The sequence below is a fragment of the Catalinimonas alkaloidigena genome, from assembly GCF_900100765.1.
Classification (GTDB): Bacteria; Bacteroidota; Bacteroidia; order Cytophagales; family Flexibacteraceae; genus Mooreia; species Mooreia alkaloidigena.
In genome coordinates this window covers 205185-223834 of the sequence record NZ_FNFO01000001.1, presented here as the reverse complement: position 1 = coordinate 223834, position 18650 = coordinate 205185, and the positions used below count along the sequence as shown (strand labels likewise).

The 18650-nt window shown below is 56.8% G+C and carries 15 protein-coding genes; 7 read left to right on the top strand and 8 right to left on the bottom strand.

All coding sequences use genetic code 11. The features are described 5' to 3' along the window. Positions 1-164 precede the first annotated feature (164 nt). Entirely contained in the window at positions 165-1145 is a 981-nt protein-coding gene (locus tag BLR44_RS00980; protein WP_089678014.1) for a DUF6624 domain-containing protein, read from the top strand. On the opposite strand, the gene BLR44_RS00975 is transcribed toward BLR44_RS00980, so the two are convergent. The 8 genes from BLR44_RS00975 to BLR44_RS00940 form a co-directional block, all read right to left on the bottom strand. Further along, entirely contained in the window at positions 1146-2462 is a 1317-nt protein-coding gene (locus tag BLR44_RS00975) for a gluconate:H+ symporter (RefSeq protein ID WP_089678012.1), read from the bottom strand. Positions 2463-2494: 32 nt separating this feature from the next. Beyond that, entirely contained in the window at positions 2495-3961 is a 1467-nt protein-coding gene (locus tag BLR44_RS00970) for a gluconokinase (RefSeq protein WP_089678010.1), read from the bottom strand. Between the two features lie 79 nt (positions 3962-4040). Next, complete coding sequence (locus BLR44_RS00965) at positions 4041-4754, bottom strand: DUF6048 family protein (protein WP_143017049.1); 714 nt, start codon at positions 4752-4754, stop codon at positions 4041-4043. Then, complete coding sequence (locus BLR44_RS00960) at positions 4726-5220, bottom strand: DUF6452 family protein (RefSeq protein WP_089678006.1); 495 nt, start codon at positions 5218-5220, stop codon at positions 4726-4728. Before BLR44_RS00960 ends, BLR44_RS00965 begins: the two co-directional genes overlap by 29 nt. Then, entirely contained in the window at positions 5220-7124 is a 1905-nt protein-coding gene (locus BLR44_RS00955) for a T9SS type A sorting domain-containing protein (protein WP_089678003.1), read from the bottom strand. The genes BLR44_RS00960 and BLR44_RS00955 overlap by 1 nt, the downstream gene beginning before the upstream one ends. Before the next feature lie 93 nt (positions 7125-7217). Beyond that, complete coding sequence (locus BLR44_RS00950) at positions 7218-8000, bottom strand: PASTA domain-containing protein (RefSeq protein WP_089678001.1); 783 nt, start codon at positions 7998-8000, stop codon at positions 7218-7220. Between the two features lie 145 nt (positions 8001-8145). Beyond that, a complete protein-coding gene (locus tag BLR44_RS00945) occupies positions 8146-8556 on the bottom strand; it encodes a GNAT family N-acetyltransferase (protein ID WP_245705941.1) in 411 nt (136 codons plus the stop codon). Positions 8557-8560: 4 nt separating this feature from the next. After that, positions 8561-11251, bottom strand: coding sequence for a D-alanine--D-alanine ligase family protein (locus BLR44_RS00940; RefSeq protein WP_089677999.1), 2691 nt, complete (start codon positions 11249-11251; stop codon positions 8561-8563). Between the two features lie 261 nt (positions 11252-11512). On the opposite strand from BLR44_RS00940, the gene BLR44_RS00935 reads away from it, so the two are divergent. The 6 genes from BLR44_RS00935 to BLR44_RS00910 all read left to right on the top strand — a co-directional run bounded on the left by BLR44_RS00935 (position 11513) and on the right by BLR44_RS00910 (position 18631). After that, complete coding sequence (locus BLR44_RS00935; protein ID WP_089677998.1) at positions 11513-12061, top strand: c-type cytochrome; 549 nt, start codon at positions 11513-11515, stop codon at positions 12059-12061. A gap of 489 nt (positions 12062-12550) precedes the next feature. Further along, positions 12551-13291 carry a PepSY domain-containing protein gene (locus BLR44_RS00930; protein ID WP_089677996.1) on the top strand — a complete coding sequence of 247 codons (741 nt, stop codon included), beginning with the start codon at positions 12551-12553 and terminating at the stop codon, positions 13289-13291. A gap of 599 nt (positions 13292-13890) precedes the next feature. Beyond that, positions 13891-15162 carry an SWIM zinc finger family protein gene (locus BLR44_RS00925; RefSeq protein WP_176955848.1) on the top strand — a complete coding sequence of 424 codons (1272 nt, stop codon included), beginning with the start codon at positions 13891-13893 and terminating at the stop codon, positions 15160-15162. After that, positions 15159-16610 carry a DUF5691 domain-containing protein gene (locus BLR44_RS00920; protein WP_089677991.1) on the top strand — a complete coding sequence of 484 codons (1452 nt, stop codon included), beginning with the start codon at positions 15159-15161 and terminating at the stop codon, positions 16608-16610. The genes BLR44_RS00925 and BLR44_RS00920 overlap by 4 nt, the downstream gene beginning before the upstream one ends. Before the next feature lie 8 nt (positions 16611-16618). Then, the gene (locus BLR44_RS00915; RefSeq protein ID WP_089677990.1) at positions 16619-17722 is read left to right on the top strand and encodes an ATP-binding protein; all 1104 of its coding nucleotides are present in this window, start codon (positions 16619-16621) and stop codon (positions 17720-17722) included. Between the two features lie 234 nt (positions 17723-17956). Next, positions 17957-18631 (top strand): hypothetical protein, encoded by a 675-nt coding sequence (locus tag BLR44_RS00910; RefSeq protein WP_143017048.1) that lies wholly within the window; start codon positions 17957-17959, stop codon positions 18629-18631. Positions 18632-18650: the final 19 nt, after the last annotated feature.

Sequence of the window (18650 nt, the reverse complement as noted above, 5' to 3'; positions counted from 1 at the left end):
ATCTGTCCTCTTTTGTTCAGTGTCGAATTATTCGCAAAAAAGAGCGAAAATCTGTACTAAATTTCCTGTAGTTTTGTCCATACACAACCACCACGAATAAACCTTTCAGTAGGTTTATTCGCTGTTTTAAAGCCCATTATCTTTCTACCTAGCCTTGTATCGGCATGCAAAAAACCTGTGCCATTTTCCTGTTTGCTGTAGCCAGTTCTTCCGTTTTCGCCCAATCGACTACTTCTGGCCTCACCGCAACCATAGCCGAAGCTTCTCCTAGTTTTTATACCCTGATCAGCCAAGCCGAGTCGGCTTACCTGATTGAGTCGTACGAAGAATCAGCTATGTTGTACGAACGTGCCTTCACGTTGCAAACACCCACAGCACAGCAATTGTACGATGCAGCCTGTTCACGGGCGGTCATTGGCCATACCGATCTAGCGTTTCAGCACCTGCAGTCGGCAGTAAGGGGGGGATGGATCGACCTGGAGAGGCTTCAGGAAGATAGTGACCTTCGCCCGTTACATGACGACGCGCGCTGGGCTTCATTGCTCGAAAACCTGACACAACGTGTCCACCAGTGGGAGGCCGCTGCCAATCCCTCTTATAGAAGCGAACTGGAAGCGCTCGACGAAGCCGACCAGCAGTACCGTCGCCTGATTGACTCGGTAGAAACCGCAACCGGACGGTATTCCGAAGCATGGTCGACCTTGATGACACAGATTGAGCAGAACGACCAACAGAATGTAGACAAGGTGGTTGCCTTACTCGACGCCCACGGCTGGCCTACGGCCGAGCAAACCGGTCCTCAGGCCAGTGCCATTGTGTGTCGGCTTCTTACCCGTGCGCCTCTTGAAATCCAAACCAAGTACCTCTCTACGTTGCGCAGTGCTGCACGGCACGGCGATGCGACCTGGCAACAACTGGCCGAAATGGAAGATCTGATTCTGGTGCAGCAAGGGAAGCCTCAACTGTACGGTTCCCAGTACGCCTTCAATCCTCAGACGCGGCAGTTTGAAGTGCTCCCGATTCAAAAGGAACACAAAGTAGATCGCCGTCGGGAATCGATGGGACTCCCCCCACTGGACGAGTTCTTGCAGTCCCTGCAGGCTTCTTACACGCGACGTGAGATGATTTCTGTCATCGCCGACTGATCAGACCCATAGATCTAACAGCAAGACACCGAGTAGTCCGATCACCGAAACGATTGTTTCCATCACCGACCAGGACGCGAACGTCTGCCCCACGCTGAGGCCAAAGTACTCTTTGAACATCCAGAAGCCCGAATCATTCACGTTCGAAAGCGTCAAGCTACCGGCTCCGGTGGCCAGGACCATCAGTTCAGGACTGACAGAGCCGGCTTCGATCAGCGGCAATACCAGTCCCGCCGTAGTAAGCGCCGCAACGGTTGCCGAACCCAACGCGATGCGCAACACGGCCGCGATTCCCCAGGCCAGCAACAACGGCGATAGGCTGGTATCTTGCAGCTGTTCCGTTAAATAATCGCCTACCCCACTGTCGATTAGTACCTGCTTGAACGCCCCGCCGCCCCCGATGATGAACAGAATCATGGCGATGCTCTTTACAGCTTCGACCAGCGAATCCATAATCTCGCCTATTTTCCGACCCCGCCGGAGCCCCAGCGTATAGATGGCAATCAGGATGGCCAGCAGAAGCGACACGCTCGGGTTACCCAGAAAATCAATCAGTTGCCGCACGGGCGATTCCGCGGGCATCAACAAATCAGCGACGGCCGCCACGGCAATCAAGACAACCGGCACCAGGGCAGTAAACAGACTGACTCCCATCGAAGGAAGCTCGTCCTCGGTACGTTCGCGCAAATCAAAGAGATTGGCCGGCGGTTGCGCTTTGATGCGTCCCAGTGTGCGCGCAAAGAACGGCCCGGCCAGAATGATGGTAGGAATGGCCAACAGAATACCGTATACTAACGTCAAACCAATGTCGGCCTTGTAGATCACCGCAATGGCCGTTGGCCCCGGGTGTGGAGGCAAAAATCCATGGGTGACCGACAGTGAAGCCACCATCGGAATCCCTACGTACAACAACGGAAGTCGGGTGGTGGCCGCTAGCGTGAAGATAATGGGAATCAGCACCACAAAGCCGGCTGCGTAAAACATGGGAATGCCGACAATGAACCCCGTTAAGACCACAGCCCACTGTACATGTTTAGGACCAAAACGGCGAATCAAGCCGGACGTAATCCGTTGTGCCGCCCCACTTTCTGCCAATTGCACCCCCAACATCGAGCCGAACCCTAGAATCAGGACTAACGAGCCCAGTGTGCTTCCGATCCCATTTTCGATGGAGGTGACGACTTCGGGAGGCGACATGCCCTCGGCCACCCCAACGGCCAGAGAAACTAAGGTGAGTGCAATAAAAGCGTTGAGACGGAACCGGAGCATGAGCAGCAGAAGTGCCATGATCCCCAGGAAAACGATGAGCAGCGGCAAGGGTGAAAGTAGGTTTAAGGTGAGAAGTCTAGTTAAGGCAGGTCGCTAAGACGCGTATACAATGCTTTGAAAACGGGAAGAAGTTGCTGATAGCGTTGGTGGTTTTCTGCGTTGGGGTGCACCACGTGAGACGCCGCCGTGCCTTTCATCTCATCAGCGTCTTCGCCAATCCAGCCTAACGCCCACGCACCCAGCAAGATCGCTCCCCGGTCTGCCCCATGCACCGAGTCGGATGCATAAACAGGTTTCCCGAAGACGTCGGCCAGCAATTGTACCATGAAAGCCGTCCGCAGCATGCCACCATCCGCCCGGATGGCTTCAAACGGACTTGCCACGGCTTCCAGCGCCTGACCAATCAGGTACATGTTCAGCATCACTCCCTCCAACGCAGCACGTGCCATGTGGTCGCGCGTGTGGGTGCCACGCACGCCCCAGAACATGCCAACCGCACCACCATCCCAGTAGGGTGCACGCTCTCCGTTCAGGTAAGGCAGGCAAAGCACACCTTCCGCACCGGGGGGCACGACGGCCACGCGTTTCATCAACGCGTTATAATCGTTCTGTAGATCGGGATACAAGCTCTGCATCACCCAGTCGAGCACAATGCCCCCATTATTGGTAGGCCCACCTAACAAATGATAACGGTCGGTCAGTAGATAGTCGAAAATCCGCATCTTCGGATCGGCCGTAGCTTTTGTAGAGAAGAGCCGGATGGCACCGCTGGTGCCCAAGGTCAGGGTCGCCTCCTGGGCACGTAACCCACCCGTACCCAAATTGGCCATACACCCGTCGCTCGATCCCACGACAAACGGCGTATCGGCGGGCAAGTGCAGCGCTTGGGCCGCTTCTGGCTTCAGCCCCCTCAGGCAATGGGTAGTGGCCAGGGGAGTGGACAGCTGGTCTGCCCGAATGCCCGCCCACGCCAGTGCGCCCTCGTCCCACCGCTGTTGCCAGATGTTAAACAACCCACTGGCCGACGCAATGGAGTAATCGACTACGTAATGCCCAAACCAGCGATAGAAGAAATACTCTTTCAGCGAGATGAACTTATGCGCCTTCTGAAAGATTTCCGGGGCATGATCGCGCAACCAGGCCAGCTTACACAGCGGCGTCATCGGGTGAATCGGCGTACCGGTGCGCTCGTAAATTGCATGTCCCTCTGCCGATTTCCGCAGTTGTTCGGCGTACGAAGTACTGCGCGTATCGGCCCAGAGTATCGCGTGCGTTAAAGGCTTGCCCGTTACATCAACCGCAAGCACGCTATGCATGGCGGCACTGAAACAGACGCCTGCCGGAGGGGCATCGAGTTTTTGTACGACCTCCCGGATGGCCTTTTCCACCGACTGCAGAATGAAATCGGGATCTTGTTCACGGAAATCGGGCTCAGGGTGAAGTAGCGTGTACGTTACTTCCGAAGAGGCTACAGGAGCATGCGAAGGGTGACTCGCCAGCACTTTTACGCTGGTCGTGCCGATGTCTACGCCGAGGAGAATACGCATCGGCCAATGTTACAAAAATCACGTGGGATTTGTAGCAAATCGGCCCGGTTTCAGAAAAGTGCGGTCTTGTCCGAATGCCTCAGGGAAACTTCAGAGGTGCCGCGGGTGCCGGTGCTTTCCCGAATTTGTAGAGCAGGTAATAGTTGATGCCCAACCGCGTGGGACGATCGGAAACGCCGTATCCGGGAATCTGGAAGGTAGTCAGGTCTTCGGTTTCGTTCAGGCCAATCTTGAATTTGAAGCGGCCGGTAAACCCGATGAAGACCTGCGGTTTGAGTCGCACCCGCACCCCGCCTACGATTTCGGCCCAGTGGCCCACCAACCGTCGGTCCACCGGTGCTCCCTGCACACTTCCGAAATACCCACTCTGGTCAATGATGATATTCGAAAACGATTCACGGTATTCCGCTCGGCCGTAACGCGCCCCCACGTAAACCATGTCCTCGCCTTGCAACAGGTTGACGTCCACCCCCAGGCGTCCGTAATAGCCACGCGCCAGGTAATCGAAACTACTCAATTGGTTGCTGAACTGGTACTTGTACCGGAACACACCGGGTTCCAGCACGGCATAGTATTTCTTGGCGATCCACAAGTCTAGACTGCCCTCGCCCTGATAGACCACTTCCGGCCGCAGGTACGTATAGACCGGTCCGTAGAGGTCGAGGCCGACGCGAAGCCCCCGGCTGACCAGCGTATCGGTTTTGGTATAGCGTTGCGCCGTGGCCACTGACGTCAGCAGCATCAGTCCCAACACCATCCAGCCCTTAAAAGTAGATCCGGAGGTTGGTTTCATTTTGCGTATCGACAGTATCTAACAGAACCTGCACCGAGTCGAACGTGTGGCTCAACACCCGCAGGGAATCGAAATTGGTGAGAAACCCGCATTCGTACGACACCAGCACAGGCCGTGCCCGGTAGTGCAAGACTAACGTATCAAGCACACTCGACGGTTGCCCCACAAACTCCAGGTAATACGTCACCTGATCGCCCCGGGGGGGCAACGGCAGCGAGAGCAGCGATGTGGTCAGGGTATCGTTACTGGCCAGGCTATCGACCAGATTGTAAAAGCCGGGAGATTCGATCCGAAGCAACCGGACCGACACTTGCGTATCGACGAGCGAATCGCCAACGTCGTCTCGCACGAACGTATGAAAATCGATGCCGGGTTTGGGCTGGCCGCCCAACTCACATTCGCCGGGTTCGCAAGCGACAAGCCCGGCCAGAAAGAGCAGTAAAACAACGAAAGGCTGGTACCGCATCAGCGGGTAATAATCAGTTTGCGGGCGATGACTCCACCTCCCTTGAGTTCACATTGCACGACGTAAACACCGGCCGGGAGCCGACGCACATCCATTCGGTAATCGTCAGGATGGTGCACCGGTTGTACCAAAACAACCCGCCCCAGCATGTCGCGCAAAAGTAGCCGTTCGGGCGTGATGCCCAACACATTTTCTGGAGAAACCCTTACCCACTCGGACGAAGGATTGGGATAAATCCGCAAAGCCGCCGCTGCCGGGTCGGGACGGGTCGAGGTCACGGGGGCAGAAGAGCGCAACACCGGGCGAATCATGAAATTCCCCGACGTATCAACCGAGGAGGTCGTCCAGCGGCTGCCCAGGTTGATGTAAGCCGCATCGGGCGTTTTGTTGTTGACGTCGAATCCGACGCGCACAGGTGCCGTCGACGAGGAGCCCGTCTGAAAATAACCGACGTAGAACGTATCCTGCACCACCAGCGGCGTGTCGAGTTTATACTCCGTGAAGGCTGCGCCGTTGTACTGCACCGTCACGTTCTGCGTATAGCGCGCGGTGTCGGCGTTCAGGCTGTCCCAAACCTTCAGTTGGAAACTCCGTCCCGAACCACTGGTTTTGGTTTGTGCAAAGTAAAACTGTACGTGCGTCAGCGTGTCGCGTTTAGGTGCGTAGAAAGCCAGGGCAAACTGACCGTAATCCAGGAAATAGGCCAGCTCTGCACTTCCGTCGTCGTACGCGTAATAGTCGCCAAACGTGGCCCGCACCGCCGCCGTGTCATTGTTCAGCCGCGCCGGATCGGTGACCCCGCTGGCATCCAGCATAAACCGATACTCCAGGGTAGTGGGCTCCTGAGTTACTTGCCGCACCAGCGCGTCGTCGATCGGCACGCCGAGGCGGATCTGCTGCTTGTACGAAGGCGGCGTCACCAGATTTTCCACCCGAAGGTTGCGCAGTTCGACGTCGTCGTCCGCATTGCGAATCGAGACGTTATAGGCCAGCGGACGCTGCGTCCCCAGCAAGTTGGCGGTGATGTAGACCGAGTCGGCGGTTTGGCGCGACGTAAAGGCCTGGAACTGTTCGTAAGGAATCGCGGTGTAGTCGCGTAGCAGGCGCGTAGGTCCGGTACTGATCGCGAATTCTTCGCGGTTGATGTAAAGGGTATCGCCCGCGTACCGATTGGCATTCAGGTAGATATAGTCGACGTGCCAGACGTCGTAGTTGCCGTTGGGCCGACCGTAGTTCAGAAATCGAAACTGGAACTGATCGTGCAGGTAGTCGTTCGGCACTTGAATAATTTCCTGCCGGAACGGGCGACGGATCTGCGCATTCTTCATCCAGAACGTAACCCAGGCACCATCCGGCCTACGAAACTGCACCACCAGCGAATCTTCCTGTCCGCTTGGGGCCTGCACCACCGGCGGGCCGGCCGCCTGCCAGGCAAAGCTCAGATAAACGGAATTGGCCTGTCCTGTACCCGCCAGGCCACCCAGGGCAATGCGTCGCGACACCAACGAATCGGTCAGTTGCTGCGGCGGTTTGTCGGCCGAAACGTAAGGTTGCTGGTTTGCGTCGAGGCCGTCGAACGTAGCGGCGTTGAAACTCGGCGGGTTGACGGCCAGCGCGTTATTTACCGTCACGCCACTGCCCGGCTCCCAGTAGCCGGTGTCCGGTGCGGTAGACGTTTTGTAGTGATGACGGGTAAAATCTTCGAAAAACGGCAGACCAATCGGGGTAGAATCCCCAGCCGTAATGGAAAGCGTTTGCGGGAATGCCGCGGGTGGTGCGGCAATCGGCTCTAGGTGTTCCTGCGCCTGCGCCCGCAGTACGGCGAGACTCCACAGCAGAAGTACCCAACCGCTATGCCGCGTTATGCCTGGTATAGTAAAAAACAAAGCGTTGTGTTGTTGCATAGGCGATACGGGTGTGCCGACTTGCCACGAGGGTTGATCACACCTCGCTACCCATAACGCCGGGCCACCCGAGTTTCTTTTCTGAGCGAAGGATTAGTTTTCGAGAGGCGGTTCGCCGTCTTCCGGTTCGTAGCCGACGACCCACAGGTCTACTTCTTCTCCCACCCGGATGTCGCGCCCGGGCGAAGGATTCTGCCGGATGATCGTTCCCAGTTCCTTGTCCGGATCGTTCTGGTAAATGATGGCCCCCACCTGCAGGCTCGACCCGGCCAGTTCGAAGCGAGCATCGTCCAGCATTTTTCCGGTCAGATCGGGCATGGCAAACACCTGATTGCCCAAACCATCGCCGATCACCAGGTCGACCTTCGAACCCTTCGGAATTTCGTCGCCGGGTTTGATTTCTTTTCCCTGAAACCGTTGTTCCAGAATGGCATTTTCCTGCATATCGGGTTTGTATTCCAGCTTACCGGTTTGCAGCCCCAGGCTCGTCAGTTCTTTCTGCGCATTCATCAGCGAACGGCCCAGCAACGACGGCATTTTGACGATGGGCGGCGTGCCGGAGGTGACCGTCAGGTAGACCTTCCGCCCCTGTTTCACCTGATTGCCGGCCGTCGGGTTTTGTTGTACCACGGTGTAGTTCGGCTTGGTCGGATCGAACACCGAATCGCTGATCTGGTAGCGGAGTCCGCTGGTTTCCAGCACATTGATTCCGTTGTCCAGCTGGGTTTCCTTCACGTCGGGCACGGTAATGTATTCGCCGTGATGCGTGGACCAGGGCAGGTAGAAATAGAAGAAGCCCAGAATCAAGAGGAAAAACAGGGCCAGAATGATGCCCAGGTGAATCAGCAAATCCCGCCAGGTGTTGGCTCGAAACATACGTCAGTTGGTATAAAGTAAAACGTGAATCCTTCTCCTACGCCGTTCACACGTCGGCACTGCGCCGCGCTGTGACCTACTCATAACGAACAATCGCTCGCGAAGATACGTGCAAACCCGTCGCGTTGCGGTGCCGTGTGATTTTTCAGGTGTGTTCGTGCCCCTGGTAAATCCACAGAGCCTGCGTGGTGCCTGCCCGCTCAAAACCGCACTTCCGGTAAAAGGCTACCGCGTTGGCATCGGCCACCAGCATCTGCTGATGGAAGTGGCCGTATTTTTCCTGCATCCGCTGCACGATCTGCCGCCCGATGCCCCGTCCCTGATACGCCGGATCGACCAACAGGTGGGGGTAGTACACCACCAGAAATCCGTCCGAGATGGCATTGCCCAACCCCACCAGTTTATCGCCGTCCCAGGCCGTGATGACCGTGTGCGAGTGGCGCAACGCTTCCATCAAGGCCTCCGGCTTCTCGGCCGACGACCAGCCGTTGGCGCGGTACAGCGGCAGCACCTGCCCGGGTTGCAACGCCCGATCTTCGCGAAGCACAATCTGCACGGTCCTAGTGACTTACGTTCAGAGAACGTTGCCGCTGCTGTCCGTATTCCAGAATGGCATCGATAAAATGGTACGGCTTGTAACCATTGATGGCCGTCTGGTGGAAAATGCACGTTGCGGGCGTCATGCCCGGCAGCGAGTTCACTTCGATGATGATCGTTTCGGCACGGTTGTCTTCAAAAATGCGGACAAAGGCGTCGATGCGAGCGTACCCCTCCACGTTCAGAAGACGCGCTACTTTTTCCAGTTCGCTCCGGACCTGCGCCGAAATGGCGCGGTAGGCCTCGGTTGTGCTGGCAAAGCGGGCGGGCGTGATGTTCTGCCCTTCGCCGGCCAGAAATTTCTCTTCCAGCGACAGTACTTCGCCCGACGCCAGCGCCTCCGACGGCTCGAACACCTCGTAGACGCGGTTGCCCTGGTCGTCGAGGCGCGTTAGCAAGCCCCCCGTGATCTCCAGGAAATGAAGCGCGCCGTTGCGGGTGATGAGCTCTTCGATCAGAAACTGCTGTTTCTGCGGAAATTCTTCGTTGGCCTGCAGCTTCAGAGTCTGCGCCTCGGTGTCCAGCAACGGTTCCGCCTCCCGGAAAATCATGTTGCCGAAGGCCACCAGTTCTTCCCGATTCTTGATTTTTTTCACCGCCGAGCTACAGCCGTCGTCGGCCGGTTTGGTGATGAACGGATAGCGAAACTCGGCCTCGATTTCGGCCAGGGCTTCGGGTTTGTTCCGCAACCACAGCGTTTTGTCCACCAGCCGGTGCTTGGCCACCGAGACGCCATGTTGTGCCAACAGTTCGTTGGTTTCCCACTTGTTGATCGTGATCTGCGAGCTGGCCACCCCCGACCCGTTGTAGGGCAGTCCGACACGTTCTAGTTCGGTCTGAACGGCGCCATCTTCGCCGGGGCGTCCGTGCAGCGCAATGAAGACCACATCGGCCCGCTCGGCGAGTTGTTCGTAACGGATGCGCTGTGGTGCACTCAGCGGATTGCCCGCGTATTTCTGCGTCACCGCGGTCGCTTCTTTCCGGATCTTCGCCAGGATGGGATGCACCTCCCCGACGTGATGCACCTTTTCGCGAATGTCGTCGGCGTTGTCTTTCAGCATCACGTTGACCGGTACCAGGTACAGTTCGTGTTCCGCTTCCGAGCCGGTCAGAAATACCGGAAAGGCCTCGTATTTGGTCGAAGAAGCCAGTTTTTCGAAGATGTTCCGGCCGCTTTCTACTGAAATGTGGCGCTCGGACGAGAAGCCCCCCATAATCACGGCCACGCGTTTCTTTTCGGCCACAGCCTGTTGCAGCGATTGCAGTTGAGCATCGAGGCCGGCGAGCTGCTTGTGCAGGGCGATCACGTTTTTCCCTGCTTTGATGCGCTCGGCCAGTGAAGTACGGATGATGTACGTCAGAAACTGCGAGGGATTCAAGCCGATCTCGGCAGCCTGGTGGAAGAAAAACGACGACGGCAGCATGCCCGAGGTGGTATTCGGGTCGTTCAAAAAGATCTCGCCCGTTTCGGAGACAAACCCGTCGATGCGGGCGTAAACGTTGCAGTGCAGCGTTTCGAACAGACGGCAGCACTCCCGCCGGATGGCTTCCAGCTGCGCTTCGGGCAGGTCGATAGGCGTCACCTTGCGGCTCATGCCGGGCAGGTATTTCGAGCGGTAGTTGAACAGGTCTTCCCGTTTGATGATGCCGGTCGGCGGTAGCGCCAGCGGGTTGCCTTTTTCGTCCTGAATCACGATGCAGGAAAATTCCTGTCCCCGGATGAACGACTCGACCAGCACCGAATCTTCGCCCTCGGGGCTGATCAGCTGCACCAGGTCGCCCGGAAAATCCTGTTCCAGGTAATGATACAATTCTTCCGGGTGGTGCATCAGGCGCAGGTCCGTGCCCGGCAGGCCCACCCAAACGGGCATCCCGATGCCTTCCCGAATGTCGGTCAGCGTACGGATGTAGTTGATTTTGCCGGTTTCGTCCCACGACTGCCAGTCGGCTTTGGCCAGTTCCTGAATGAACAGGCTGCGGTTGACGGCGGCAGCAAATTTCGTTACGTCGGCCTCCGCCACGATCGACACGCCGATCGACGAGCCCTGGTGCGGCGCTTTTACCACGAGTGGCAGACCCAAATCTTCCACCAGGCTGTCCATCAGCGCGGTTTTGTCGGTTTCGGCAAGCCACGCCGTACGGCTCACCCGCGTAAAATCAGGCCCGGCAAAACCCGCCTGCGCCATTAGTTCTTTCTGAGCGCCCTTGTCGATCCCGATCGCCGAAGGCAGCACGCCACAGCCCGAATACGGAATGCCGTACCACTCCAGCAATCCCTGAATATTGCCGTCCTCCCCGTAAGGACCGTGGAGGGCCAGAAATGCAAAGTCGAAATGCTGCCGGAACTGATGCGGCTGCAACGGCTGGCCCACTTCCCGCGCAATGGCCTCCAGGTCGGGATTCGTCAGCGACTCCAGGTAAATCTGAAAACCCCGCAGCGACGGTGGCACGGCCGAAATGGGCGGGTAAAAGTCGCGGATGGTGCCTTTGTAGATGTACTGCCAGTCAAGCAGAATGAATTGCCCGAAGCTGTCCACAAACACCGGCACCGGTTCAAATACATTTTTATCGAGGTTGTCGTAAACGGTACGCCCGCCCGCAAACGAGATTTCCCGCTCGCGCGAAGGTCCACCGAAGAAGATGCCTATTTTCATGAAAGGATAAGATAAATCAAGGACGAAACCAACTGACACTCAGCCGATTGGTAAAAGTAAAAAAAAAGCCCGTGCTGAACGGGAAACGTAGGTTTTGCGCGGGAATTGCACCAGAAGGCCGAGCACGCCTTGCGTCCTCGCTCCTTTGCTGACCTGAGGCCGGAAGTCTGCCCGTCTGCCCCCGCGCAAAAAGTGCTTTCTACGGCCGAAGCATAACGCGTTGAGGTGTAACTTTAGCCAAACACCCGACTACCTCCGATCATGTCAGAAATCGTAACCAAATTCTGGATCGCCACACTCCTTCTGCTCGTGGCCGTGTTCACACTCATCACCCTCACGGGCTTTGAGTTGTACCGGATCCAACTCGAGAAAGAGACTCCGGAAGAATCGTACTTCAGATGCGGTGTCACTAACGAAGCGATCCATTTCGGTTCTCTTGGAGACTCGCTTGCGGAAACAGGCATCAAGGTCGTGTCAGAAGGTCAACAACTTTTCCAAGCCAATTGTACCCAGTGCCATGCTATCCAAGAAATCGTGGTAGGTCCCCCTCTGAAGAACGTTGCCGAACGACACGACCTGGACTGGCTGATTCGCTTTGTGCGGGGACCGCAGGCGGTCGTCGAAAGCGGCGATCCGGCGGCCGTGGCGCTATACGAACGCTACAGACAGTTCATGCCTAACCACGATTTTCTGACGGAAGAGGAGGTTTTTGCGATCATGAGCTATGTCGATTACGACCACGTGGTGGCGCAGACCGGCGATAGCGTACCGGACTACACGGCTTGGAAACAGCGTCAGCATGGGCTGTAAAGGCGTTCCGTATTGACTTCTCGCAAAAAATGGCTCCACAAAACGAGAAGTCAATACCAGAACTGGGGACACACACCTTGACAGAAACTACTAGACGGATCAGTACTCAACGTATGAAAGGAAATCTGGGGAATGTGATTGGGATATGTGGCTTTTGACAAGTCCACCTCGCTACTTCAGACGTTCATCAAGTACCTCACGATCAGCTACATTAGCATCCCCAAAATGAGGAACATCGCGCAAAATGCGACGCTGATTCCCGCTAAATGCCTTTTTATTCGTGCCGACAGATAAGATTTCCTTACGAAGTACCGAAGAGATTTCAAGGGCCTTTCTGCCATCCTAAAGCGGTTGTAGGGAAAAAACACAAAAGGCTATAATTCGTCAATATTAAACATAATCTAAAATTTTTATATAAATGCATGTCGTATCAAAGCCTAATCCCAGAGGAAGGTTACGCTTTTCCATATCCCACTGCATCTTTGTAATATGACCCGACCTTTCTCGTATTATGCCCGCAAGGCGCACCGTTACCTGGGCGTAGTGATCGGCATTCAGTTTCTGCTATGGACCATCGGTGGCTTGTATTTCAGCTGGAACAACCTCGACCGCGTGCACGGCGATCATTTGGTGACGCGGACCCTAGAGCTACCCGCCGATCGGCCGCTGGTGTCGCCGCAAGCGGTTGTGTCACAGTTGCCGCTTCGATCCCTGCACACGCTTCAGGTCGTGGAACTCCTCGGCGAGCCGGTGTACCAGGTACATTATCAGGCGACCGACGGCACGGCACGCTGGCAACTGGCCTCGGCCCGCGACGGACAGTTGCGTGACCCGCTTTCAGAAGAAGAAGCTCGTGCCATTGCGACCCAGCACTTTACGCCACAAGCCTCCGTAGCGGCTACCGAGTACCTGACCGAAATCGGGTCACATCACGAATACCGCGGCCGCCCGCTTCCGGCCTGGGCCGTTACGTTCGACCATCCGGGCCGCCCCACCCTCTACATTTCGGCCGAATTGGGAACGTTCCAGACCGTGCGTCACCAACAGTGGCGGGCTTTCGACTGGCTGTGGATGTTGCACACGATGGACTATGCAGGTCGCGACCACATCGGCAACTGGGTGTTGAAAGGCTTTTCGGTGCTGGGGCTCGTGACCATCCTTTCCGGATTTGTGCTGTTTTTCCTTACATCCCGTCAACGGCGTTCACGGCGCACCGTGGTGGGTGTTTGATGCATTCCTGTTCCGGACGAAACTCTCGACAAACAACGCGCGCTCCTCTCTGGGGTACTGGCTGACGCTCGATCTCCAAACCCAGCGCTGGGCGGAAAGTGGCGATATCCTTCATCTATACACGGAGAATAATTTTAGGGACTTGAAAAATCGGTTCGGCTATGGTTTTCTACTGGAAGCCCATGCGCAGTGGCACGTCCATCCCTCCGGGTAGCTATAGTTGACCATGCGCGCCAGTTGGCTGGGCACTACGGATTCGACGCTGAAGTCAACGTACTATTTTGTAGATACGTATCTGACGATGAGTTATCACCACACCCTGGGCAGACGCAAAAAGTAGGCAGCCCTCAATCGGGACGCACACATCAGAGGCCCGTGTGATGCAAGATTTGGCTCTTGCGATTGCCTTACGAAAAGAAACAAAATCAATCCCAATTTTTCGTACATCATCCCCGCTCGGGTTCTGAAAATTGGCTAGTTTCGACCCCTCGAACGGCCGGTTCTGTGCCTTTACCAGAACGGCTTTTTTTAGGGAACTACGCTAATTTCAGAAGCTTATCGGAACGCCTTCACTCGCAGCCTGGACAGAAGCGCAGGCCTTGGCCCTGGCCCCTGACGCCGCCTCGGCCAAAGCGGCCCAAGGATTGAAGCGCCCCAAATGGGATCTTCTCGGGCGACAAGACCAGGCCCTCTGGGGCGAATGCAAAGGCAGTGGCAGCCGCCCCTATCAGGTGCGGGTCGACCTCAGCCAGCCCGCCTTTAAATGCTCCTGTCCCAGTCGGAAATTTCCATGTAAACATGGGCTGGCGTTGCTTCTGCTGTGGGCGCGCCAACCGGACGATTTTGCCGAAACCGAAGCGCCCGATTGGGTCGCCGAGTGGCTCGCGCAACGCATGGCCCGGCAGGAGAAAAAAGCGGCCGCCCCTACCAAAGCTCCTGATGCCGACGCCCAACAAAAGCGCCAGGATGCCCGATTGGAGAAGGTCATGGGTGGGGTCGCCGAGTTGCGACTCTGGCTGAAAGACCTGGCCGGCATGGGCCTGATGCGTGTGCCCGAACAACGCGACCGCCTCTGGGCGGACATCACGGCCCGCATGGTGGATGCGCAGGCCCCCGGCCTCGCCGCACGGCTGCGTGCCCTCGGTGACCTCAACTATACCCGACCGACGTGGCAAGGCGAACTGCTGCGCCACCTGACCCAACTCTTTCTTCTGACCGAAGCCTTCGAGCGGCTGGACCAGCTCCCCCCGGCGATGCAAGAGGACGTGCGTTCGCTGATCGGCTGGACCTACAAACAGGACGAGCTGAAACAACAGCAACCGACCGTGCAGGACGAGTGGCTGGTGCTGGCCCGTACGCAACAACTGGATCAGGATCTGCTGGTAATGCGGCATTGGTTGCAAGGACAACGCACGGAGCGTTTCGCGCTCGTCATCCACTTTACGCACCGCTCGCAAACGGCCGACCTGAGTCTGATCCCCGGCATGGCGTTCGAGGGCGACCTGGTTTTCTATCCCGGCACGGTTCCGCTGCGGGCGTTGGTAGAGCGCCGGGGCGATCGGGTCGACGCGCCTTCGCCGGAAGGGTTTGCCCACTGGCAGCACGCCGACGAAGCGTTTGCCGCTCAACTGGCCCGGCAACCCTGGGCCGACGAAATGCCGATGCTGGTCCGCGACCTCACGCTGGTGCCGCACGGTGCTCACTGGGCATTAGTCGACGCCACCGGCACCGCCCGTCAGGTCCACAACGACGACCTCTGGCCGATGCTGGCACTCAGCGGCGGCGAACCCATGCTCTTTTTTCTGCTGCGCACGCCGGGGCACTGGCACGTGCTGGGCGCGTGGCACCACGAAACGTATTATCCGCTATGACACCCTGGAACGACCTGATCAAGACGGCCTTGCTGGGGACGTATCGCGCCTCCCTACCGACCGACCTGCCTGCCCCCTGGCAGCCAAACCTGGCTCAACTGCCGGAGTCCGATCAGGAAACCCAGTTCTGGCAACTGTGTGCACTGGCCCACAACTATACCCTGGTGGGACAGACGCCGCCCGTAGTGGTAAATCCTCCCACGCCTGCGCCCCCCGAAACGCTGCCGCCGTGCACAGAACAATCACGCTTCTTGCTGGAAACAGTCTTGCGCCACAAGGTAGAGCCGCTGATCGAGCGATGGTTGCAGCGCTGCGCGGCGCGACAGCAGCGGGCTCCGGCGCATCTGCTGCCCCGTCTGTTGGAACTGGCGCAGGAAACGCCCGCCTGGTTCGGATGGATTCAACGAGTGGCAGGCGAACGTGGTCCCTGGCTGGCGGCCTGGCGTCCCGAGCACTACGCACCGCTGGGCCAATCGGATGAAGCCCTCTGGCAAACCGGCCGCCCGGCGGAGCGCAAACAGGCGATGAAGCGGTGGCTGGACCACGATCCCGCACAGGCACGTCAGGCAATGCAGGAAAACTGGAGCGGCGAAAAATCGGAGTTCCGGGTCGATCTGCTCGAACTCCTTTCCCCGCACCTTACGCCGGAAGACGAACCGTGGCTGGAATCGCTACTGGACCAGGACCGTAGCCAGAAAGTACGCGAAGTAGTCATTCACCTGTTACAAAGGTTACCTGAATCGCAGTTGAACCGGCAGATGACAAGCCTCGCCCTCTCGTGCTGCCACTTCAAAAAAGGAGGAATGCTGCGCAAATCCACGCTGGACATCACCTGGCCCGATTGCTTCACGCCCGAACAGGAGCGCTACGGACTACGGACCGACCAACAACGATCCACGCTGGTAATCAGCACATTGATTTCGTTGATTCCGCCGGTCGCCTGGGAGCAGATCACGGGACTCTCGCCGGACAAACTGGTGACCTGGTTTCAGGAACACGACCTGATGCAGGACCATCTGAATGATCTGGCCGACGCCGTCCACGCCCGCCGAAATGTAGACTGGGCACGCGCCTTTCTGAACCATTCACAGGAACAGCGATTCCTGCCGTTGCTGGAACTGCTGCCCGTCGAAGAGCGCAATACCTATTTGCTGTCGGTGGTGGAACAGAGCGACCAGAACGCCATTTTCACGCTGATCAACCAATATGCGCATTTCCCGTGGTCGCTTGCGCTGGCCGAAGCGGTGCTGAGCAAAATGTCGGGCGGATATTACAACGCCGATCCGCTCAAGCCGTTTATTCCCTTTCTGCCGTTGGGCATCCTCCCGAAGCTACCGGACCTGAAACCGCAACGCGGCTATTACGCCCGTCATTGGGACACGCTCCAGGCCACCTTAACCGACTGGCTCCACCTGCGGGAAGATATTGACAAAAGCTTTCAATCCTGATTGATACGATGGAAAATCACGTACTCCGCGCCCACGCGGAACAACAATTTGCGGAAGAACTCGAGGCGCTGAAAAAGGTCGACGACCGGCACCGCCCGCCAAACTGGCACCTCTCGCCCTGGGCGGTAGTGACCTACCTGATCGGCGGGAAACTGAAGAACGGCTTCGAAGTCTCTCCGAAATACATCGGCAACCGACGCCTGATGGAAATTGCCGTCGCGACCCTGACCACTGACCGCGCTCTGCTGCTGTACGGCCTGCCCGGCACCGCCAAGTCGTGGGTGTCGGAGCACCTGGCGGCCGCCATTTCCGGCGACTCCACCCTTCTGATTCAGGGTACCGCCGGAACCAGCGAAGAGGCCGTCCGCTACGGCTGGAACTACGCCCGTCTTCTCGCCGAAGGCCCCAGCGAAGCCGCCCTGGTCGTCACGCCGCTGATGCGCGGCATGCGCGAGGGAAAAACCGTACGGGTAGAAGAACTGACCCGCATCACCGCCGACGTGCAGGATACGCTCATCACGGTGCTGTCGGAAAAAACGCTGCCCATCCCCGAACTCGACCACGAGGTGCAGGCGACGAAAGGCTTCAACGTGATCGCCACGGCTAACAACCGCGACAAAGGCGTCAACGAACTGTCGGGTGCCCTGAAACGCCGCTTCAACACGGTGATTCTGCCGACGCCCGCCACGATGGACGAGGAAATCGCGATTGTGCAGCGCCGGGTGGCCGACCTGGGCCGCAGCCTCGAACTCCCCGCCGAAGCGCCCGCCCTGGAGGAAATCCGCCGGCTGGTCACCATCTTTCGTGAATTGCGCGGCGGAGTCACCGTCGACGGCAAAACCAAGCTCAAATCGCCTTCCGGCACGCTCAGCTCCGCCGAAGCCATTTCGGTCGTCGGCAGCGGGCTGGCGCTAGCGGCTCATTTCGGCGACGGCCGCCTCACCGCCCACGACCTTGCCTCGGGACTCGTCGGCTCCGTCGTAAAAGATCCCGTACAGGACCGCGTCGTCTGGCAGGAATACCTCGAAACGGTCGTCCGGAACCGCGACGGTTGGAAAGATCTTTACCGCGCTTGCAAAGAGGCCGAAGGCGACGTGATGCAGGGGGAATAATAGTGTAGAAGTTTTGAGTGATGAATTGAGAGTGAATAGTTTTAATCCAACTCCAATATGTCATCTCGACCTCCTGTTTGTCATTTCGACCGCAGGGAGAGATCTTCTAACTCTTGAAACTAGATCTCTCACCGCATTGGTAAACCGATTCATTCGAGATGACAAGTATAGGGTTATGTCATGCTGAGAGCGACGGCCGCTACGTTCGAGATGATACATACTAATAAGGCAACGATGGGTAGAATAAAAACGAGTGTTATTCTGTTTTGCGCATTATCCTCCTTTCTAGCAAAAGGACAGGTGGGTATTATTCAAGATGATGATGGCTACACCAACGTAAGACAAATGCCTAATGGACAATCGAAAGTCATTCACAGAATTTATGAAAACGAAGTCTTCTGGTTTGATTCAAGAGAGGAAATTAGGCAAGCCGATTGGGTACAAGTTTATATTCCCAAAAATGACTTTTCATTCGACTGTTCAGATACTCATCTCATAGGTTTTATTCATAAATCTCGACTTAAGCCTTTAGATCAATTGTCTATCTACAAGGGCAGTGATTTTACGTTTAAGTATGTGCTACAGCCTTTTGATTCTACCAATCGCATTATCGATAGAGACGGAGTTACTGTCACTGCTATTGATGGGAGACATGTATGGGGGCAAGATGGAGGTATGCCAAAGACGCAAATCAGTGGCATCAGTGCAACCGTGGAAGGGCAGCCGATTCAAATCAATAAAGCCTTCTATAGCGATCTGTACGAATGCTCTAATTCATTTACCATTTTCAGAAGTGGAGAGACCTTTTTTGTTCATCAATGGAATAGTGATGGAGCCGGGTATTATGGAATTATTTGGGTGCTGACCAAAGAGGGACTACAACAGCGAGTAGTGGGTTCGTTTATGTAAAACCTGCACTATTTCTAAA

Bases quoted from the DNA above. Each gene is read 5' to 3' on its own strand.
- BLR44_RS00980 (WP_089678014.1), top strand. From the start codon at position 165: ATGCAAAAAACCTGTGCCATTTTCCTGTTTGCTGTAGCCAGTTCTTCC.
- BLR44_RS00965 (WP_143017049.1), bottom strand. From the start codon at position 4,754: ATGAAACCAACCTCCGGATCTACTTTTAAGGGCTGGATGGTGTTGGGA.
- BLR44_RS00950 (WP_089678001.1), bottom strand. From the start codon at position 8,000: ATGTTTCGAGCCAACACCTGGCGGGATTTGCTGATTCACCTGGGCATC.
- BLR44_RS00910 (WP_143017048.1), top strand. From the start codon at position 17,957: ATGGGTAGAATAAAAACGAGTGTTATTCTGTTTTGCGCATTATCCTCC.
- BLR44_RS00935 (WP_089677998.1), top strand. From the start codon at position 11,513: ATGTCAGAAATCGTAACCAAATTCTGGATCGCCACACTCCTTCTGCTC.
- BLR44_RS00930 (WP_089677996.1), top strand. From the start codon at position 12,551: ATGACCCGACCTTTCTCGTATTATGCCCGCAAGGCGCACCGTTACCTG.
- BLR44_RS00940 (WP_089677999.1), bottom strand. From the start codon at position 11,251: ATGAAAATAGGCATCTTCTTCGGTGGACCTTCGCGCGAGCGGGAAATC.
- BLR44_RS00955 (WP_089678003.1), bottom strand. From the start codon at position 7,124: ATGCAACAACACAACGCTTTGTTTTTTACTATACCAGGCATAACGCGG.
- BLR44_RS00960 (WP_089678006.1), bottom strand. From the start codon at position 5,220: ATGCGGTACCAGCCTTTCGTTGTTTTACTGCTCTTTCTGGCCGGGCTT.
- BLR44_RS00920 (WP_089677991.1), top strand. From the start codon at position 15,159: ATGACACCCTGGAACGACCTGATCAAGACGGCCTTGCTGGGGACGTAT.
- BLR44_RS00970 (WP_089678010.1), bottom strand. From the start codon at position 3,961: ATGCGTATTCTCCTCGGCGTAGACATCGGCACGACCAGCGTAAAAGTG.
- BLR44_RS00915 (WP_089677990.1), top strand. From the start codon at position 16,619: ATGGAAAATCACGTACTCCGCGCCCACGCGGAACAACAATTTGCGGAA.